This is a genomic window from Kushneria aurantia DSM 21353, from assembly GCF_000382245.1.
Taxonomy (GTDB): Bacteria; Pseudomonadota; Gammaproteobacteria; order Pseudomonadales; family Halomonadaceae; genus Kushneria; species Kushneria aurantia.
In genome coordinates, this window is record NZ_KB907870.1 from 88474 (window position 1) to 103678 (window position 15205).

General features: G+C 60.2%; 28 protein-coding genes. All 28 read right to left on the minus strand.

Annotation, left to right across the window (positions count from 1 at the left end; genetic code table 11):
• Nucleotides 1–102: 102 nt before the first annotated feature.
• The 28 genes from rplQ to tuf all read right to left on the minus strand — a co-directional run bounded on the left by rplQ (nt 103) and on the right by tuf (nt 15188).
• Nucleotides 103–489 (minus strand): 50S ribosomal protein L17, encoded by a 387-nt coding sequence (gene rplQ / locus H146_RS0108395; RefSeq protein ID WP_019951435.1) that lies wholly within the window; start codon nt 487–489, stop codon nt 103–105.
• Between the two features lie 40 nt (nt 490–529).
• Entirely contained in the window at nt 530–1528 is a 999-nt protein-coding gene (locus H146_RS0108400) for a DNA-directed RNA polymerase subunit alpha (RefSeq protein WP_019951436.1), read from the minus strand.
• 48 nt (nt 1529–1576) lie between these two features.
• Nucleotides 1577–2197, minus strand: a complete 621-nt coding sequence (gene rpsD, locus H146_RS0108405; RefSeq protein ID WP_019951437.1) for a 30S ribosomal protein S4 — start codon at nt 2195–2197, stop codon at nt 1577–1579.
• A 12-nt stretch (nt 2198–2209) separates the two neighbouring features.
• On the minus strand, nt 2210–2596 hold the full coding sequence (gene rpsK / locus H146_RS0108410; RefSeq protein WP_009723883.1) for a 30S ribosomal protein S11: 387 nt from the start codon (nt 2594–2596) through the stop codon (nt 2210–2212).
• A gap of 37 nt (nt 2597–2633) precedes the next feature.
• Nucleotides 2634–2990, minus strand: a complete 357-nt coding sequence (rpsM, locus tag H146_RS0108415; RefSeq protein ID WP_019951438.1) for a 30S ribosomal protein S13 — start codon at nt 2988–2990, stop codon at nt 2634–2636.
• Nucleotides 2991–3243: 253 nt separating this feature from the next.
• A complete protein-coding gene (gene secY, locus H146_RS0108420; RefSeq protein WP_019951439.1) occupies nt 3244–4581 on the minus strand; it encodes a preprotein translocase subunit SecY in 1338 nt (445 codons plus the stop codon).
• A complete protein-coding gene (gene rplO / locus H146_RS0108425; RefSeq protein WP_026351851.1) occupies nt 4582–5016 on the minus strand; it encodes a 50S ribosomal protein L15 in 435 nt (144 codons plus the stop codon).
• Nucleotides 5017–5021: 5 nt separating this feature from the next.
• On the minus strand, nt 5022–5207 hold the full coding sequence (gene rpmD / locus H146_RS0108430; protein WP_019951441.1) for a 50S ribosomal protein L30: 186 nt from the start codon (nt 5205–5207) through the stop codon (nt 5022–5024).
• 5 nt (nt 5208–5212) lie between these two features.
• Nucleotides 5213–5716, minus strand: a complete 504-nt coding sequence (rpsE, locus tag H146_RS0108435; RefSeq protein ID WP_026351852.1) for a 30S ribosomal protein S5 — start codon at nt 5714–5716, stop codon at nt 5213–5215.
• Nucleotides 5717–5727: 11 nt separating this feature from the next.
• Complete coding sequence (gene rplR / locus H146_RS0108440) at nt 5728–6078, minus strand: 50S ribosomal protein L18 (RefSeq protein ID WP_019951443.1); 351 nt, start codon at nt 6076–6078, stop codon at nt 5728–5730.
• A gap of 9 nt (nt 6079–6087) precedes the next feature.
• On the minus strand, nt 6088–6618 hold the full coding sequence (gene rplF / locus H146_RS0108445; RefSeq protein WP_019951444.1) for a 50S ribosomal protein L6: 531 nt from the start codon (nt 6616–6618) through the stop codon (nt 6088–6090).
• Nucleotides 6619–6665: 47 nt separating this feature from the next.
• Nucleotides 6666–7058, minus strand: a complete 393-nt coding sequence (rpsH, locus tag H146_RS0108450; RefSeq protein ID WP_019951445.1) for a 30S ribosomal protein S8 — start codon at nt 7056–7058, stop codon at nt 6666–6668.
• A gap of 20 nt (nt 7059–7078) precedes the next feature.
• Nucleotides 7079–7384: a 30S ribosomal protein S14 gene (gene rpsN, locus H146_RS0108455; protein ID WP_026351853.1), complete on the minus strand. Its 306-nt coding sequence runs from the start codon at nt 7382–7384 to the stop codon at nt 7079–7081.
• A gap of 10 nt (nt 7385–7394) precedes the next feature.
• Entirely contained in the window at nt 7395–7934 is a 540-nt protein-coding gene (gene rplE / locus H146_RS0108460; protein ID WP_019951447.1) for a 50S ribosomal protein L5, read from the minus strand.
• A gap of 18 nt (nt 7935–7952) precedes the next feature.
• Nucleotides 7953–8270, minus strand: a complete 318-nt coding sequence (gene rplX / locus H146_RS0108465) for a 50S ribosomal protein L24 (protein WP_019951448.1) — start codon at nt 8268–8270, stop codon at nt 7953–7955.
• Nucleotides 8271–8286: 16 nt separating this feature from the next.
• The gene (rplN, locus tag H146_RS0108470; protein ID WP_019951449.1) at nt 8287–8658 is read right to left on the minus strand and encodes a 50S ribosomal protein L14; all 372 of its coding nucleotides are present in this window, start codon (nt 8656–8658) and stop codon (nt 8287–8289) included.
• Between the two features lie 46 nt (nt 8659–8704).
• On the minus strand, nt 8705–8968 hold the full coding sequence (gene rpsQ / locus H146_RS0108475) for a 30S ribosomal protein S17 (RefSeq protein ID WP_019951450.1): 264 nt from the start codon (nt 8966–8968) through the stop codon (nt 8705–8707).
• 1 nt (nt 8969) lies between these two features.
• Nucleotides 8970–9158 (minus strand): 50S ribosomal protein L29, encoded by a 189-nt coding sequence (gene rpmC / locus H146_RS0108480; protein ID WP_019951451.1) that lies wholly within the window; start codon nt 9156–9158, stop codon nt 8970–8972.
• The gene (gene rplP, locus H146_RS0108485; RefSeq protein WP_019951452.1) at nt 9158–9571 is read right to left on the minus strand and encodes a 50S ribosomal protein L16; all 414 of its coding nucleotides are present in this window, start codon (nt 9569–9571) and stop codon (nt 9158–9160) included. The genes rpmC and rplP overlap by 1 nt, the downstream gene beginning before the upstream one ends.
• A gap of 11 nt (nt 9572–9582) precedes the next feature.
• Nucleotides 9583–10284: a 30S ribosomal protein S3 gene (gene rpsC, locus H146_RS0108490; RefSeq protein WP_019951453.1), complete on the minus strand. Its 702-nt coding sequence runs from the start codon at nt 10282–10284 to the stop codon at nt 9583–9585.
• Nucleotides 10285–10295: 11 nt separating this feature from the next.
• Nucleotides 10296–10631, minus strand: coding sequence for a 50S ribosomal protein L22 (rplV, locus tag H146_RS0108495; protein WP_019951454.1), 336 nt, complete (start codon nt 10629–10631; stop codon nt 10296–10298).
• A gap of 14 nt (nt 10632–10645) precedes the next feature.
• Nucleotides 10646–10921 carry a 30S ribosomal protein S19 gene (rpsS, locus tag H146_RS0108500; RefSeq protein WP_026351854.1) on the minus strand — a complete coding sequence of 92 codons (276 nt, stop codon included), beginning with the start codon at nt 10919–10921 and terminating at the stop codon, nt 10646–10648.
• Nucleotides 10922–10966: 45 nt separating this feature from the next.
• The gene (rplB, locus tag H146_RS0108505) at nt 10967–11794 is read right to left on the minus strand and encodes a 50S ribosomal protein L2 (protein ID WP_019951456.1); all 828 of its coding nucleotides are present in this window, start codon (nt 11792–11794) and stop codon (nt 10967–10969) included.
• 16 nt (nt 11795–11810) lie between these two features.
• Nucleotides 11811–12107 (minus strand): 50S ribosomal protein L23, encoded by a 297-nt coding sequence (rplW, locus tag H146_RS0108510; protein WP_019951457.1) that lies wholly within the window; start codon nt 12105–12107, stop codon nt 11811–11813.
• Nucleotides 12104–12712 carry a 50S ribosomal protein L4 gene (rplD, locus tag H146_RS0108515; protein ID WP_019951458.1) on the minus strand — a complete coding sequence of 203 codons (609 nt, stop codon included), beginning with the start codon at nt 12710–12712 and terminating at the stop codon, nt 12104–12106. The genes rplW and rplD overlap by 4 nt, the downstream gene beginning before the upstream one ends.
• A gap of 14 nt (nt 12713–12726) precedes the next feature.
• Nucleotides 12727–13368, minus strand: a complete 642-nt coding sequence (rplC, locus tag H146_RS0108520) for a 50S ribosomal protein L3 (protein WP_019951459.1) — start codon at nt 13366–13368, stop codon at nt 12727–12729.
• Nucleotides 13369–13514: 146 nt separating this feature from the next.
• Nucleotides 13515–13826 carry a 30S ribosomal protein S10 gene (rpsJ, locus tag H146_RS0108525; protein ID WP_019951460.1) on the minus strand — a complete coding sequence of 104 codons (312 nt, stop codon included), beginning with the start codon at nt 13824–13826 and terminating at the stop codon, nt 13515–13517.
• A 168-nt stretch (nt 13827–13994) separates the two neighbouring features.
• Nucleotides 13995–15188: an elongation factor Tu gene (gene tuf, locus H146_RS0108530; protein ID WP_019951461.1), complete on the minus strand. Its 1194-nt coding sequence runs from the start codon at nt 15186–15188 to the stop codon at nt 13995–13997.
• Nucleotides 15189–15205 lie beyond the last annotated feature (17 nt).

Below are 15205 nucleotides of genomic sequence, written 5' to 3' on the forward strand. Positions count from 1 at the left end.
TTTACAACGCCGAAGGCGGCCCGAAGGGGGTCCGCCAGGGATGGCGGACATAAATAAAGCCGGTCACGGGGACCGGCTTTTCAGGTGATCGCGCAGGGCGGCTTATTCGTCGCCGCTGGCCTCCGCGGGCACCGGGCGATCCACCAGCTCGACGTACGCCATGGGAGCGTTATCGCCGGGGCGGAAACCACACTTGAGTACGCGCACATAGCCGCCCGGACGGGTGGCATAGCGCGGACCCAGCTCGCTGAAGAGCTTACCCACGGTGGCCTTGTTGCGCGTCCGGCTGAAAGCCAGACGACGGTTGGCCACGGTGTCATTCTTCGCCAGCGTGATCAGCGGCTCGATATGACGACGCAGCTCCTTGGCCTTGGGCAGCGTGGTGCGGATCATTTCATGCTCGACCAGCGAAATGCACATGTTCTGGAACATGGCACGCCGATGCGAGCTGTTTCGACTTAGATGACGACCGGTTTTACGATGACGCATGGTTGGGATTCCTTACCAATCTGGGGCGCGAGTCACCCGTTCAGGCGGAGGCCTTGTCATCCTTCAGACTCGCCGGCGGCCAGTTTTCCAGCCGCATGCCGAGTGAAAGATTGCGGGCCTCGAGAACGTCCTTGATTTCGTTCAGCGACTTCTTGCCAAGATTGGGTGTTTTCAGAAGCTCCACTTCGGTGCGCTGAATCAGATCACCGATGTAGTAGATATTCTCGGCCTTGAGACAGTTGGCGCTGCGAACGGTCAGCTCGAGATCGTCGACAGGACGCAGTAGAATCGGATCGATCTGATCCTCTTCTTCTTCGACTTCCTGCTCCTTCTCGGCTTCCAGATCGACAAAGGCCGCCAGCTGCTCCTGCAGAATGGTCGCGGAGCGACGGATCGCCTCTTCGGGATCCAGCGTGCCATCGGTTTCCAGATCAATGACCAGCTTGTCGAGGTCGGTGCGCTGCTCGACACGGGCCGCTTCCACCGCGTAGGAGACGCGACGAACCGGCGTGTAGGAAGCATCGAGCTGCAGGCGACCGATTGCACGCGTCTCCTCGTCACGCTCGGCGCGCACATCAGCCGGCTCGTAGCCGCGGCCGCGCATGATACGCAGCTGCATCTTGAGCTCGCAGCCGTCATTGAGATGGGCGATAACGTGATCCGGATTGACGATCTCGATGTCATGATCGACGGCAATGTCGCCGGCAGTCATGACGCCCGGGCCCTGCTTGTTCAGCGTCAATACAACGTCGTCGCGACCGTGCATCTTGATGGACACGCCCTTCAGGTTCAGAAGGATCTCGATGACATCCTCCTGCACCCCCTCGATTGCGCTGTACTCGTGGAGAACGCCTTCGATCTCTGCTTCGGTAACTGCACATCCAGGCATGGAGGAGAGCAGAATCCGACGCAGGGCGTTCCCGAGAGTGTGGCCAAAGCCGCGCTCGAAGGGCTCGAGCACGATTTTGGCATGATTCGCGCTGACTTCTTCGACCTTGATATCACGAGGCCTCAGAAATTCTGTCACTGAACGCTGCATATGAACACCTATCAGGCTGCCAAACGAATGTTCCAAAAAAGACCGCGCTTATTTGGAGTACAGCTCGACAATCAGGTTTTCGTTGATGTCGGCAGACAGGTCGCCGCGCTCAGGCAGAGCCTTGAAAGTGCCTTCCATCTTCTTCGAATCGACGTCGACCCAGTTGATGTCGCCACGACTGGAAGCCAGCTCGAGCGCCTGCTGGATGCGGGTCTGATTCTTCGCTTTCTCACGAACGCTGATCACATCGCCGGGACGTACCTTGCAGGAAGGCACGTTGACGGTACGGCCATTGACCGCAATCGCCTTGTGGCTGACCAGCTGGCGGGATTCGCTGCGGGTCGAGCCGAAGCCCATACGATAGACCACATTGTCGAGACGGGTTTCGAGCAGTTGAAGCAGCACCTCACCGGTCGCGCCCTTCTGACGGGCCGCTTCCTTGTAATAGTTGCGAAACTGCTTCTCCAGCACGCCGTAGTAACGACGCACTTTCTGCTTTTCACGCAGCTGCGAGCCGTATTCGGAAAGACGCTGACGGCGCTGGCCGTGCTGACCCGGGGGAGTTTCGGACTTGCACTTCTTCTCGAACGCGGTAGCGCCACTCTTGAGAAAGAGGTCGGTACCTTCGCGACGAGACAGTTTGCACCTTGGTCCAGTATATCGTGCCATGAGGTTGTCTCCTTAAACGCGGCGCTTTTTCGGCGGACGGCACCCGTTGTGCGGGATGGGTGTCGCGTCGGTAATGCTCTGCACGCGAAAACCGGCGGCATTCAATGCGCGCACGGCGGACTCACGGCCGGGCCCCGGGCCCTTGACCAGCACGTCGACGTTTTTCACACCATACTCGGCTGCAGCGGTCGCTGCACGTTCGCTTGCCACTTGAGCAGCGAACGGGGTGCTCTTGCGAGAACCACGAAAACCCGAACCACCGGCAGTGGCCCATGAAAGAGCGTTGCCCTGGCGGTCTGTGATCGTCACGATCGTGTTGTTAAAAGAGGCGTGGATGTGGGCGACCGCATCCACTACCTGCTTTTTAACCTTTTTACGGTTACTGCGCGGGTTAGCCATGTTTGATGTTCCTGAACTCTAAACGCCGGACATGCGTTTATTTGCGAATCGGTTTACGCGGTCCCTTGCGGGTACGCGCATTCGTCTTCGTGCGCTGTCCACGCATCGGAAGACTGCGACGATGGCGCAGACCACGGTAGCAACCCAGGTCCATGAGACGCTTGATATTCAGCGTAATCTCACGGCGGAGGTCGCCTTCCACAGCGTACTGGCCGACAGCGGTACGCACTTCGTCAAGCTTCTCGGCGGAAAGCTCCGCCACCTTGACGTCGGGTGCGATACCGACTTGCGTGCAGATCTCCTGCGCGCGAGTACGACCGATACCGTAGATGTAGGTCAGCGAGATCGCCGCATGCTTGTTGTCCGGGATATTGACGCCTGCAATACGGGCCATCAGCTTTCTCCGAATTTGAGCGGCTTGCTCGGTTAGTCATCTTTAAAAGGCGCAATAGCATACCGCCTGTGACCTCACAGGGCAAGAGTATGACATTGACATCCTGGAGATAAACATCGCCATACACCGGAGCGAATGGCGATGTCGTGACAGATGGCGAACGGAGACACGAGAGATCGGCCGGGCCATCTGTCGCACCGGGAGCTCTCCCGACGCGACCGGCATCCGCATAGGCGGATGCCGGCAGAACCGGTCAGCGCATGATACCGCCGCTGCCATAGCCCTTGAGGTTGGCCTTTTTCATCACCGACTCGTACTGGTTGGACATCAGATGCGACTGCACCTGGGCCATGAAGTCCATTACCACAACCACCACGATCAGCAGCGAGGTACCGCCGAAGTAGAAGGGCACCTGCCATGCCACCATCAGAAACTGCGGCATCAGCGAGACCAGCGTGATGTAGAGCGCCCCGAACAGGGTCAGACGCGTCATGACCTTGTCGATATAGCGCGCCGTCTGTTCACCGGGACGAATGCCCGGCAGGAAAGCACCCGACTTCTTGAGGTTGTCGGCCACATCCTTGGGATTGAACACCAGTGCGGTGTAGAAAAAGCAGAAGAACATCACGGCAGCGGCGAACAGCAGAATATACAGCGGCTGTCCGGGACCCAGCGCCTGCGCGATCGTCGACATCCAGCCAAGCCCTTCGCCCTGACCGAACCACTGGCCGATCGAGGCGGGAAAGAGCAGGATACTGGAGGCAAAAATCGGCGGAATGACGCCCGCCATGTTGACCTTCATGGGCAGATAGCTGCTCTGCCCGGCGTACATCTTGTTGCCCACCTGACGTCGCGGGTAGTTGACCGTGATACGGCGCTGACCGCGCTCGATAAAGACCACGAAGGCGACGGTCGCGATACCCAGCGCGCCCAGCGCCAGTATCGGCAGAACATTCCATGCGCCGTCATTGCGCGCCAGCTCGAAGGACTGCCCCAGTGCCTGCGGCAGACCGGCCACAATGCCGGCGAAGATAATCAGCGAAATACCGTTGCCGATGCCCTTCTCGGTAATCTGCTCACCCAGCCACATCAGGAAGACGGCGCCGGCCACAAAAGTCGTGACGGCGGTGAAGTAGAAGGTGAAATCGCCGGTGTAGGCCACCCCGTTACTGACGAGCCCCACTGACATGCCGATCGCCTGCACCAGCGCCAGCCCCACGGTGCCGTAGCGGGTATACTGGCTGATTTTGCGCCGGCCGGCCTCGCCCTCCTTCTTCAGCTGTTCGAGCTGCGGCGAAACCACGGTCAGAAGCTGCATGATGATCGATGCGGAGATGTAGGGCATGATGCCCAGCGCAAAGACGCTCATGCGCTCCAGAGCACCGCCCGAAAACATGTTGAACATGCTCAGGATGGTGCCCTGGTTTTCTCTGAACAAGGCAGCGAGCTGGTCAGGATTGATACCGGGAACGGGAATGTGGGCACCGAGACGGTAGACCACCAGCGCGATGAAAACGAACCTGAGACGTGCCCACAGCTCGCTCAGGCCGCTGCTCTGCGAATTTGCCGGTACTTTTCCTGACTTGGCCATTTAGTCCTCTACCTTGCCGCCGGCCGCCTCGATGGCGGCGCGCGCACCCCTGGTGACCTTCAGACCGCGCACGGTAACGGCGCGATCGATGTTGCCGGAGAGCACCACCTTCGCATAGCGCGTGGCGTTTTTCAGCACATTGGCCTTTTTGAGGCTCTCCATATCGACCACGTCGCCCTCGACGCGTGCCAGCTCGTTGAGGCGCACCTCTTCGCTGACCAGCGACTTGCGCGAGGTAAAGCCGAACTTGGGCAGACGACGCTGCAGCGGCATCTGGCCGCCCTCGAAACCGGGGCGGATGGAACCACCGCTGCGCGAGGTCTGACCCTTGTGGCCGCGTCCGGCCGTTTTACCCAGGCCGGAACCGATGCCGCGGCCAACGCGGCGCGCGGCATGCTTCGAACCCGGTGCCGGACTCAGATTATTGAGTTTCATGGTCATTACCGATCTCCTTCAACGCGAACGAGGTAGTTGACCTTGTTGATCATGCCGCGCACTGACGGCGTATCCTCGAGTTCGACGCTGTGGTTGATGCGACGAAGACCAAGGCCGCGCATGGTGGCCTTGTGCTTTTCGAGCACACCGATAGTGCTGCGAACCTGTGTAACCCTGATGGTACCTGCCATGGCGCTTACCCCGTAATCGCTTCGACGGACAGGCCACGCTTGGCGGCAATCTCGTCGGGGGAGCGCATGGAAGCCAGCCCCTTGACGGTTGCACGCACTACGTTGACCGGATTGGTCGAGCCGTAGCACTTGGCCAGTACGTCATGGACGCCGGCCAGCTCCAGTACCGAGCGCATCGCACCGCCGGCGATGATACCGGTACCCTCGGAGGCCGGCTGCATGAATACCTTCGACGCGCCGTGGTTGGCGCGTACCGGATACTGCAGCGTCTGGCCGCGCAGCTCGACCTTGACCATGTTGCGATGCGCCTGGTCCATCGCCTTCTGGATCGCGACCGGCACTTCACGTGCCTTGCCACGGCCAAAGCCGATACGACCGTTACCATCGCCGACGACGGTCAGTGCGGTGAAACCGAAGATTCGGCCACCCTTGACCACCTTGGCAACGCGGTTGATCTGAACCAGTTTTTCCTGCAGATCACCGCTGCCTCTCTGTTCGTTATTCGCCATCATCGAACCCTTTAGAATTGCAGGCCGCCTTCACGCGCGGCATCAGCGAGTGCCTTGACGCGACCATGGTAGCGATACCCGGAGCGATCAAAGGCAACTTCCGTAATTCCCGCTTCCCGGGCCCGTTCGGCCAGAAGCGAACCGACGCGTGCCGCGGCATCGGCGTTGCCGGTAGCCTCTTCACGCAGCGTCCTGTCGAGCGTGGAGGCACTGACGAGTACCTTGCCGCCATCCGCCGAGATAATCTGAGCGTACATGTGACGCGGCGTGCGATTGACACTCAGACGACTGATGCCAAGTTCGCGGATCTTGGCACGCGTGCGGCGGGCACGACGGAGACGAGCTTCTTTCTTCGCGTTCATAACCCTGCCTTATTTCTTCTTGGCTTCTTTACGAAGGATGCGTTCATCGCTGTAACGAACGCCCTTGCCCTTGTAGGGCTCCGGCGGACGGAAAGCACGAATCTCGGCCGCCACCTGCCCGAGCTGCTGCTTGTCAGCGCTCTTGAGCACGATGGTGGTGTTACGCGGTGTTTCCACCGTCACACCTTCGGGCACTTCGTATTCCACCGGGTGGGAGAAGCCAAGCGTCAGCGTCAGTTTCTGGCCACTGGCCTGGGCACGATAGCCCACGCCGGTAATCTCCAGCGAGCGGCTGAAGCCCTCACTGACGCCAACCACCATGTTATTGACCAGCGCACGGGTCGTACCGGCCATGGCCCAGTTTTTCGACCGAGCGCTGGGCTCGAATGTCAGCTGACTTTCCTGCTGATTGACCACCACTTCGCTGTGGACGGTCATCGCCAGCTGCCCCTGACCGCCCCGGACGGTCAGCCTGCCGTCATCCAGCGTGACTTCCACGCCGCTGGGCAGTTTAACCGGGTATTTTGCAATCCTGGACATCCTGAACTCCTGGGATATGGGCAGATGCCATCGCGGACATCAACAAATCAAAATACGGTGCAGATGACCTCACCACCGACGCCCGCCTGGCGTGCCGCCCGGTCGGTCATAACGCCGTGGGAGGTAGAGACGATGGCAACACCCAGCCCATCCGCGACACGCGGAAGCTCGTTCTTGCCCTTGTAGTGACGCAGCGAGGGCTTGGAGACGCGCTGAATGTGCTCGATAACCGGCTTGCCCTCGAAGTACTTGAGAGTCACCGTCAGCTCAACCTTGACATCGCCCTCGACGGAAAAGTCGGTGATATAACCTTCTTCCTTGAGAACCCGCGCCAGCTCGACCTTGATTTTGGAGGACGGCATGCTCACCGTCTCCCGGGTCGCCATCTGCGCATTACGGATACGGGTCAGCATATCCGCGATTGTATCCTGCATGCTCATCGATAACGCTCCTGATGCAATTACCAGCTGGACTTGGTCAGGCCGGGCACATCGCCGCGCATGGCCGCTTCGCGCAGTTTGTTGCGCGCCAGTCCGAACTTGTTGTAGTAGCCGTGCGGCCGGCCGGTGGCGCGGCAACGATTGCGCTTGCGCACCGGGCTGGAGTTGCGCGGCAGCTGCTGCAGCTTGAGCTGCGCATCGAAGCGCTCTTCGTCCGAACTGTTGACGTCATGAATGATCGCCTTCAACTCGGCGCGACGAGCCGCATACTTGTCGACCAGCTGAGCGCGCTTGCGCTCACGCTCTACCATGCTCTTCTTTGCCATGATCTCACCATTATTTCCGGAAGGGGAAGTTCAGTGCGCTCAACAGCGCACGACCTTCTTCGTCGGTGGCGGCCGATGTAGTGATGGTGACATCCAGCCCGCGAACGCGATCGACCTTGTCGTATTCGATCTCGGGGAAGATGATCTGTTCACGCACACCCATCGAGTAGTTGCCGCGACCGTCGAAGGACCGGGAGTTGAGACCACGAAAATCGCGCACGCGCGGAATCGCGATGTTTACCAGCCGGTCGAGAAAGTCCCACATGCGCTCGCGGCGCAGTGTGACTCTGGTGCCGATCGGCCAGCCTTCACGGACCTTGAAGCCTGCAACCGACTTGCGAGCCATGGTCACGACAGGCTTCTGGCCGGAGATCTTCTCAAGGTCGACGACGGCGTTGTCGAGCAGCTTCTTGTCGCTGGTCGCATCGCCGACGCCCATGTTCAGGCTGACCTTGGTGATCCGGGGCACCTGCATTACGTTGGTGTAGCCAAACTGCTCGGTGAGGCTGGCCATCACCTCGTCTTTGTACTGCTGTTTCAAGTTCGCCATGTTGCCACCCGAATCGCGTTAGGCGTCGATCTGCTTCTGCGTCGACCTGAAAATGCGGACCCTGGTACCGTCGTCGTTCATATGAAAGCCGACCCGATCCGCCTTGCCGGTCTCGCCGTTGAAAATGGCAACGTTCGATTCGTGGATCGGGGCCTCACGTTCGACGATACCCCCCTGGTTGCCGGCCATCGGATTGGGACGGGTGTGACGCTTGATCATGTTCACACCTGCGACCACGTAACGACCGTCCCGAAGCACTCGCTTGACGGTCCCGCGCTTGCCCTTGTCCTTGCCGGCGATGACGATGACTTCGTCATCACGTTTGATCTTGCGCATAATTCCGCCTCGCTCCTTACAGCACTTCGGGCGCCAGTGAGATGATTCGCATGAACTTCTCGTTACGAAGCTCGCGCGTCACCGGGCCGAAAATACGAGTGCCAACCGGCTGCTCGTTGGCGTTGTTCAACAGGACAGCCGCATTGCCGTCGAAGCGAATCAGCGAACCGTCCGGGCGACGAATGCCGCTACGCGTGCGGACCACAACGGCCTTGAGGACCTGGCCCTTCTTGACACGGCCACGCGGAATCGCTTCCTTGACCGTTACCTTGATGATGTCGCCGACGCGCGCATAGCGACGATGAGAGCCACCCAGCACCTTGATGCACTGGATCCGGCGCGCACCGCTGTTGTCGGCGACATCCAGCATTGTTTGCGTTTGAATCATCGGTTTTCTCCGAACCTGAACTGATGCAGAAGGTCAGGCTGACGCCTCAACCCCTGGCCTGCTCGACAACTTCAACCAGCGTCCAGGCCTTTTTCTTCGAAATCGGGCGGCACTCTTCGATAGCGACCAGATCACCAGTGTGCGCCTGGTTGGTTTCGTCGTGCGCATGCAGTTTGGTGGAGCGCTTCATGTACTTGCCATAGATCGGATGGCGCTCGCGGCGCTCGATCATGACAACGATGGACTTCTCCATGCGATCGCTCACGACGCGCCCGGTGAGCCTGCGGGTGTTGCTTGTTTGCTCGGCCATCTCAGTCCACCTTCTCGTTGAGCACAGTTTTCACGCGCGCGATGTCGCGACGAACCTGTTTGAGCAGATGGTTCTGACTCAGCTGGCCGGTCGCCTTCTGCATCCGCAGGTTGAACTGCTCGCGCAGCAGTTCGAACAGCTGCTCATTGAGCGCCTCGGTCGACTTGTCACGAAGTTCGTTGGCTTTCATTACATTACCGTCCGTTTCACAAAGGTAGTGGCAACGGGCATCTTCTGAGCGGCGAGACTGAACGCTTCACGCGCCAGCTCTTCCGAAACGCCCTCGATTTCATAGAGCATTCTGCCGGGCTGGATCTGGGCGACCCAGTATTCGACAGAGCCCTTGCCCTTACCCATACGAACTTCGAGCGGCTTTTCGGAGATCGGCTTGTCCGGGAACACCCGGATCCAGATCTTGCCGCCACGCTTGACGTGGCGCGTGATAGCACGACGACCGGCCTCGATCTGACGTGCGGTGATGCGGCCACGTCCGGTTGCCTTGAGGCCGTATTCACCGAAGCTCACGCTGCTGCCGCGATGCGCCAGACCGCGGTTGCGGCCCTTTTGCTGTTTGCGGAACTTGGTACGCTTGGGCTGTAACATCGACTATCCCCTTACCTGGAACCTTTCTTCTTGCCGGGAGCGCCCGTCTGCGAATTCTTCTGCTTCGCACGAACTTCCTCGAGACCGCCAAGAATCTCGCCCTTGAAGATCCACACTTTCACGCCGATGACGCCGTAGGTGGTATGCGCTTCATACACCGCGTAATCGATATCGGCGCGCAGGGTGTGGAGGGGAACACGACCCTCGCGATACCACTCCGTGCGTGCGATCTCGGCGCCGCCGAGACGGCCGGAGAGCTGGATACGAATGCCCTTGGCACCCAGACGCATGGCGTTCTGCACGGCACGCTTCATGGCGCGGCGGAACATCACGCGGCGCTCGAGCTGGCCGGCCACGTTCTGCGCTACCAGCGACGCATCGAGTTCGGGCTTGCGCACTTCCTCGATGTTGACGTGAACCGGCACGCCCATCATGGCGGTCAGATCACGACGCAGACGCTCGACGTCCTCGCCCTTTTTGCCGATCACGATGCCCGGACGCGCAGTGTGAATGGTAATGCGGGCGTTGTTGGCCGGACGCTCGATATGAATATGACTGACAGAAGCGTTCTTGAGACGCTCGGCCAGAAAGCTGCGAACCTCGAGATCGTTATTGAGCTTGTCGGCGTAAGCGCCGCGCTCGGCGTACCACACCGAGGTGTGATCCTTGACGATCCCGAGACGAATACCGACTGGATTGACTTTTTGACCCATCTGGTCGACTCCTACTTCTCGGCTACCTTGACGGTGATATGGCAGGTACGCTTGTTGATGCGATCTGCGCGGCCCTTGGCGCGCGGCTGGATACGCTTGAGCGTCATGCCCTCATCGACACAGATGGTCGAGACGCGGAGCTCGTCAATGTCCATGCCGTTGTTCTCTTCCGCGTTGGCAATGGCCGACTGCAGCACTTTCCTGACCACTACCGCCGCCTTTTTGGGCGAGAAGGTCAGAATATCGAGCGCTTCGTCAACCGACTTGCCTCGCACTTGATCCGCCACCAGGCGAGCCTTCTGGGCGGACAGGCGAGCGCCGCGTAACTTGGCAGCTACTTCTTCCATTGTGGTCCTCTCCCTTACCGCCTGGCTTTCTTGTCAGCCGCGTGACCGCGATAGGTGCGGGTAGCAGCGAATTCGCCCAGCTTGTGGCCAACCATCTCCTCGGAGACGTGTACAGGCACATGCTGACGACCGTTATGGACGGCGATGGTGAGTCCTACCATGTTGGGCAGGATCATCGAACGACGCGACCAGGTCTTGATCGGTTTGCGGTCGTTCTTCTCTGCAGCCGCCTCTACCTTCTTCAACAGATGAAGGTCAATAAAGGGACCTTTCTTGAGTGAACGTGGCACAGCCATTACCCCTTAAATACTGATGTTTGGCCTTGCGGCACCGGTTTACCTGGCCTTGCGACGACGCACGATCAGCTTGTCGGTGCGCTTGTTCTTGCGCGTCTTGTGACCCTTGGTGGGCATACCCCAGGGACTGACCGGATGACGGCCACCGCTGGTACGCCCTTCACCACCACCATGGGGGTGATCAACCGGGTTCATCGCAACGCCGCGAACGGTCGGACGAACGCCTCTCCAACGCTTGGCACCGGCCTTGCCGAGCTGCCCAAGGCTGTGCTCGGAGTTACCGACCTCGCCAAGCGTGGCGCGACATTCCGCCAGGATACGACGCATCTCACCGCTTTTCAGACGCACGGTCGCGTAGTTGCCTTCGCGAGCCACCAGCTGCGCGCTGGCACCGGCACTGCGTACGAGTTGGGCACCCTTGCCGGGCTTGAGCTCGATGCAGTGGATGGTCGAACCGACCGGAATGTTGCGCAGCGGCAGCGCGTTGCCGCGCCGGATCGGTGCGTTGACGCCGGACTCCAGACGATCGCCGGCGGTCACATCCCGGGGGGCAATGATGTAACGGCGCTCACCGTCCACATACTTGAGCAGCGCAATATGGGCACTGCGGTTCGGGTCGTACTCGATGCGCTCGACGGTGGCGGGAACGCCATCCTTGTTGCGCTTGAAGTCGACCAGACGATAATGCTGGCGATTGCCACCGCCAACGTGGCGCGTGGTAATACGGCCGTGGTTGTTACGCCCGCCCGAACGCGACTGCGACTCGGTCAGCGGCGCATAGGGGCGCCCCTTGTAGAGTGCGTCGGTGACGATCTTCACCTTGTGGCGACGACCGGCGGACGTTGGTTTTGTCTTGACTACTGCCATGATCCGTTCTCCTGCCTCACTCGGCGCCGGTGAAGTCTTCGAGCGTTTCGCCCGCAGCCAGGGTGACGTAGGCCTTGCGATAGCCGTTGCGGTGACCTTCACCACGTGCGCTGCGCTTGACCTTGCCCTTCATGTTGAGGACCTGAACGCTGTCGACCTTCTTCTCGAACAGTGCCTCGACGGCCTTTTTGATCTCGGGCTTGGTGGCGTCACCGGCGACCTTGAAGACGTACTGATTGCGCTCGGCGGCGAACGCAGCCTTCTCGGTCATGTGCGGACCCAGCAGCACCTTGAATACGCGTTCCTGATTCATGCCAGCTTCTCCTCGAACTTGCGCAGCGCCGGCACGGTCATCAGCACCCGGTCATGAGCGATCAGGCTGACCGGATCGGCACTGCCGACCTCGACCACATCGACGTTGGGGATATTGCGAGCGGCCAGGTAGAGGTTCTGGTCCAGCTCGTCGGTGACGATCAGCACCCGATCGAGACCCAGCTCGGCCAGACGGCCTACCAGCTGTTTGGTCTTCGGACTGTCCACGGTGAAGCTGTCCACCGCCACCAGACGATCCTGACGCACCAGCTCGGAGAGGATGGAGCGCATCGCGGCGCGATACATCTTGCGATTGACCTTCTGCGCATGGTCCTGCGGACGTGCTGCGAAGGTCACACCACCGGTACGCCAGATCGGCGAACGGATCGAGCCGGCGCGAGCGCGACCGGTGCCCTTCTGACGCCAGGGCTTCTTGCCGCCGCCGCTCACTTCGGCGCGATTTTTCTGCGCGCGGGTACCCTGGCGACCACCGGCCATGTAGGCGGTGACGACCTGGTGAACCAGCGCTTCATTGAATTCCTTGCCAAAGGTCGTGTCGGAAATTTCGACGGCCCCGGCCTCTGAACCTGCGAGATTGAGATTCATCGTTGGTCTACCCCTCAGCGGCGAGCTTTGACGGCGGTGCGCACAATCACGTCGCTGCCGGTCGCGCCGGGCACGGCACCACGAATCAGCAGCAGATTGCGTTCGGCATCGACGCGGACGACTTCAAGGCTCTGAACGGTGACGCGCTCATTGCCCATCTGGCCGGCCATTTTCTTGCCCTTGAAGACGCGCCCCGGCGTCTGGCACTGGCCGATGGAGCCCGGTGCGCGGTGCGACAGGGAGTTGCCGTGGGAGTTATCCTGGGTGCGAAAGTTCCAGCGCTTGACGGCGCCCTGGTAACCCTTGCCCCTGGATGTTCCGGTAACGTCGATGCGCTGACCGGCTTCGAAGAGGGATACGGTAAGCTCGCTTCCTGTCTGCGGATCCTCGTCGCCTTCGGCGAGACGAAATTCCGTCAGGAAACGACCGGCCTCGACACCTGCTTTGGCATACTGTCCTGCGACAGCCTTGCTGAGGTGCTTGGCCTTGCGCGAGCCTGCGGTAACCTGCACGGCGCGATAACCGTCAGACTCAAGGGTCTTGACGCGCGTCACGCGGTTGGGCTCGACTTCGATAACGGTTACGGGCACGGAAGTGCCATCTTCGGTAAAGATGCGGGTCATGCCGCTCTTTTTACCGACCAAACCGATAGACATGTTCAGTCTCCTTTAGTGTACGGGGCTATCACCCGCTATGGCTGCCCTTTCCAGAGCATTCCACTAGCACGTTGTATGACGCCGTCCCGGCGTGTGCGGCAAGCGCTGAACGCTGTCAAAGCCGCGTGAGTGACTAGTGTATAGGGTTAATCGACCTTGATCTGGACGTCGACGCCGGCGGCCAGGTCGAGTTTCATCAGCGCATCAACCGTTTTCTCGGTCGGCTCGACAATATCGAGCACACGCTTGTGAGTGCGAATCTCATACTGGTCACGCGCATCCTTGTTGACGTGCGGCGAGATCAGAATGGTATAGCGCTCACGCCTGGTCGGCAGCGGAATCGGGCCGCGCACCTGCGCACCAGTGCGCTTGGCGGTATCCACGATTTCCTGTGCAGACTGATCGATCAGGCGGTGATCGAAAGCCTTCAAGCGAATACGAATTTTCTGGTTCTGCATTACCCGGGACTCCAGGACATATTCGAGACGATGCAGGACGCCGATGGCGCCTGACCGCCCACGCCCTCACAAAGGACGCGCATTATAAGCAGTCAGCGGCTCGGAGTCAAACATGCAGGTACAAACAAAGGGGCCTCCGGTGGAGGCCCCTTTGGGGTCGAGAGATGCTTACTCGACGATCTTGGCGACCACGCCGGCGCCCACGGTGCGGCCACCTTCGCGGATAGCGAAGCGCAGACCGTCTTCCATGGCGATCGGTGCAATCAGGGTAACCACCATCTTGACGTTGTCGCCCGGCATGACCATCTCGACGCCTTCCGGCAGCTCACAGGTACCGGTCACATCGGTGGTCCGGAAGTAGAACTGCGGACGATAGCCCTTGAAGAAGGGAGTGTGGCGACCACCCTCTTCCTTGGACAGGATGTAGACCTCGGACTCGAATTTGGTATGCGGCTTGATCGAACCCGGCTTGGCCAACACCTGACCACGCTCGACGTCGTCACGCTTGGTGCCGCGCAGCAGCGCACCCACGTTTTCACCGGCACGACCTTCGTCGAGCAGCTTGCGGAACATCTCGACGCCGGTCACGGTCGTCTTGACGGTATCATGCAGACCCAGAATCTCGACTTCTTCACCGCTCTTGATGATGCCGCGCTCGACACGACCAGTCACCACGGTACCGCGACCGGAGATCGAGAAGACGTCCTCGATCGGCATCAAAAACGGCTGATCGATGGCACGCTCCGGCTCGGGGATGTACTCATCCATGGCGCGAACCAGGTTGGCCACGGCGGTGGTGCCCATGCCGTTGTCGTCCTTGCCATCCAGCGCCATCAGCGCGGAACCCACGATGATCGGCGTGTCGTCGCCCGGGAAGTCGTACTCGTTGAGCAGCTCGCGAACTTCCATCTCGACCAGCTCGAGCAGCTCCTCGTCGTCGACCATGTCGGCCTTGTTGAGGAATACCACGATGAAGGGTACACCGACCTGGCGCGACAGCAGGATGTGCTCGCGAGTCTGCGGCATCGGGCCGTCGGCCGCGGAGCAGACCAGGATAGCGCCGTCCATCTGCGCCGCACCGGTGATCATGTTCTTGACATAGTCAGCGTGCCCGGGGCAGTCGACGTGCGCGTAGTGGCGCTTCTCGGACTGGTACTCGACGTGAGCGGTGGAGATGGTGATACCACGCTCGCGCTCTTCAGGAGCGTTGTCGATGGTATCGAATGCACGCCAGTCGCCACCGAACACCTCGGCGGAAACGCGTGTCAGCGCCGCTGTCAGTGTGGTTTTGCCATGGTCAACGTGACCGATAGTGCCGACGTTGACGTGCGTTTTATTACGTTCAAACTTTTCCTTGGCCACTGCTATAACCTCTTTAG

Coding starts and splice junctions, on each gene's coding strand:
- rplQ (WP_019951435.1), bottom strand. CDS start 489: ATGCGTCATCGTAAAACCGGTCGTCATCTAAGTCGAAACAGCTCGCAT.
- H146_RS0108400 (WP_019951436.1), bottom strand. CDS start 1,528: ATGCAGCGTTCAGTGACAGAATTTCTGAGGCCTCGTGATATCAAGGTC.
- rpsD (WP_019951437.1), bottom strand. CDS start 2,197: ATGGCACGATATACTGGACCAAGGTGCAAACTGTCTCGTCGCGAAGGT.
- rpsK (WP_009723883.1), bottom strand. CDS start 2,596: ATGGCTAACCCGCGCAGTAACCGTAAAAAGGTTAAAAAGCAGGTAGTG.
- rpsM (WP_019951438.1), bottom strand. CDS start 2,990: ATGGCCCGTATTGCAGGCGTCAATATCCCGGACAACAAGCATGCGGCG.
- secY (WP_019951439.1), bottom strand. CDS start 4,581: ATGGCCAAGTCAGGAAAAGTACCGGCAAATTCGCAGAGCAGCGGCCTG.
- rplO (WP_026351851.1), bottom strand. CDS start 5,016: ATGAAACTCAATAATCTGAGTCCGGCACCGGGTTCGAAGCATGCCGCG.
- rpmD (WP_019951441.1), bottom strand. CDS start 5,207: ATGGCAGGTACCATCAGGGTTACACAGGTTCGCAGCACTATCGGTGTG.
- rpsE (WP_026351852.1), bottom strand. CDS start 5,716: ATGGCGAATAACGAACAGAGAGGCAGCGGTGATCTGCAGGAAAAACTG.
- rplR (WP_019951443.1), bottom strand. CDS start 6,078: ATGAACGCGAAGAAAGAAGCTCGTCTCCGTCGTGCCCGCCGCACGCGT.
- rplF (WP_019951444.1), bottom strand. CDS start 6,618: ATGTCCAGGATTGCAAAATACCCGGTTAAACTGCCCAGCGGCGTGGAA.
- rpsH (WP_019951445.1), bottom strand. CDS start 7,058: ATGAGCATGCAGGATACAATCGCGGATATGCTGACCCGTATCCGTAAT.
- rpsN (WP_026351853.1), bottom strand. CDS start 7,384: ATGGCAAAGAAGAGCATGGTAGAGCGTGAGCGCAAGCGCGCTCAGCTG.
- rplE (WP_019951447.1), bottom strand. CDS start 7,934: ATGGCGAACTTGAAACAGCAGTACAAAGACGAGGTGATGGCCAGCCTC.
- rplX (WP_019951448.1), bottom strand. CDS start 8,270: ATGCGCAAGATCAAACGTGATGACGAAGTCATCGTCATCGCCGGCAAG.
- rplN (WP_019951449.1), bottom strand. CDS start 8,658: ATGATTCAAACGCAAACAATGCTGGATGTCGCCGACAACAGCGGTGCG.
- rpsQ (WP_019951450.1), bottom strand. CDS start 8,968: ATGGCCGAGCAAACAAGCAACACCCGCAGGCTCACCGGGCGCGTCGTG.
- rpmC (WP_019951451.1), bottom strand. CDS start 9,158: ATGAAAGCCAACGAACTTCGTGACAAGTCGACCGAGGCGCTCAATGAG.
- rplP (WP_019951452.1), bottom strand. CDS start 9,571: ATGTTACAGCCCAAGCGTACCAAGTTCCGCAAACAGCAAAAGGGCCGC.
- rpsC (WP_019951453.1), bottom strand. CDS start 10,284: ATGGGTCAAAAAGTCAATCCAGTCGGTATTCGTCTCGGGATCGTCAAG.
- rplV (WP_019951454.1), bottom strand. CDS start 10,631: ATGGAAGAAGTAGCTGCCAAGTTACGCGGCGCTCGCCTGTCCGCCCAG.
- rplB (WP_019951456.1), bottom strand. CDS start 11,794: ATGGCAGTAGTCAAGACAAAACCAACGTCCGCCGGTCGTCGCCACAAG.
- rplW (WP_019951457.1), bottom strand. CDS start 12,107: ATGAATCAGGAACGCGTATTCAAGGTGCTGCTGGGTCCGCACATGACC.
- rplD (WP_019951458.1), bottom strand. CDS start 12,712: ATGAATCTCAATCTCGCAGGTTCAGAGGCCGGGGCCGTCGAAATTTCC.
- rplC (WP_019951459.1), bottom strand. CDS start 13,368: ATGTCTATCGGTTTGGTCGGTAAAAAGAGCGGCATGACCCGCATCTTT.
- rpsJ (WP_019951460.1), bottom strand. CDS start 13,826: ATGCAGAACCAGAAAATTCGTATTCGCTTGAAGGCTTTCGATCACCGC.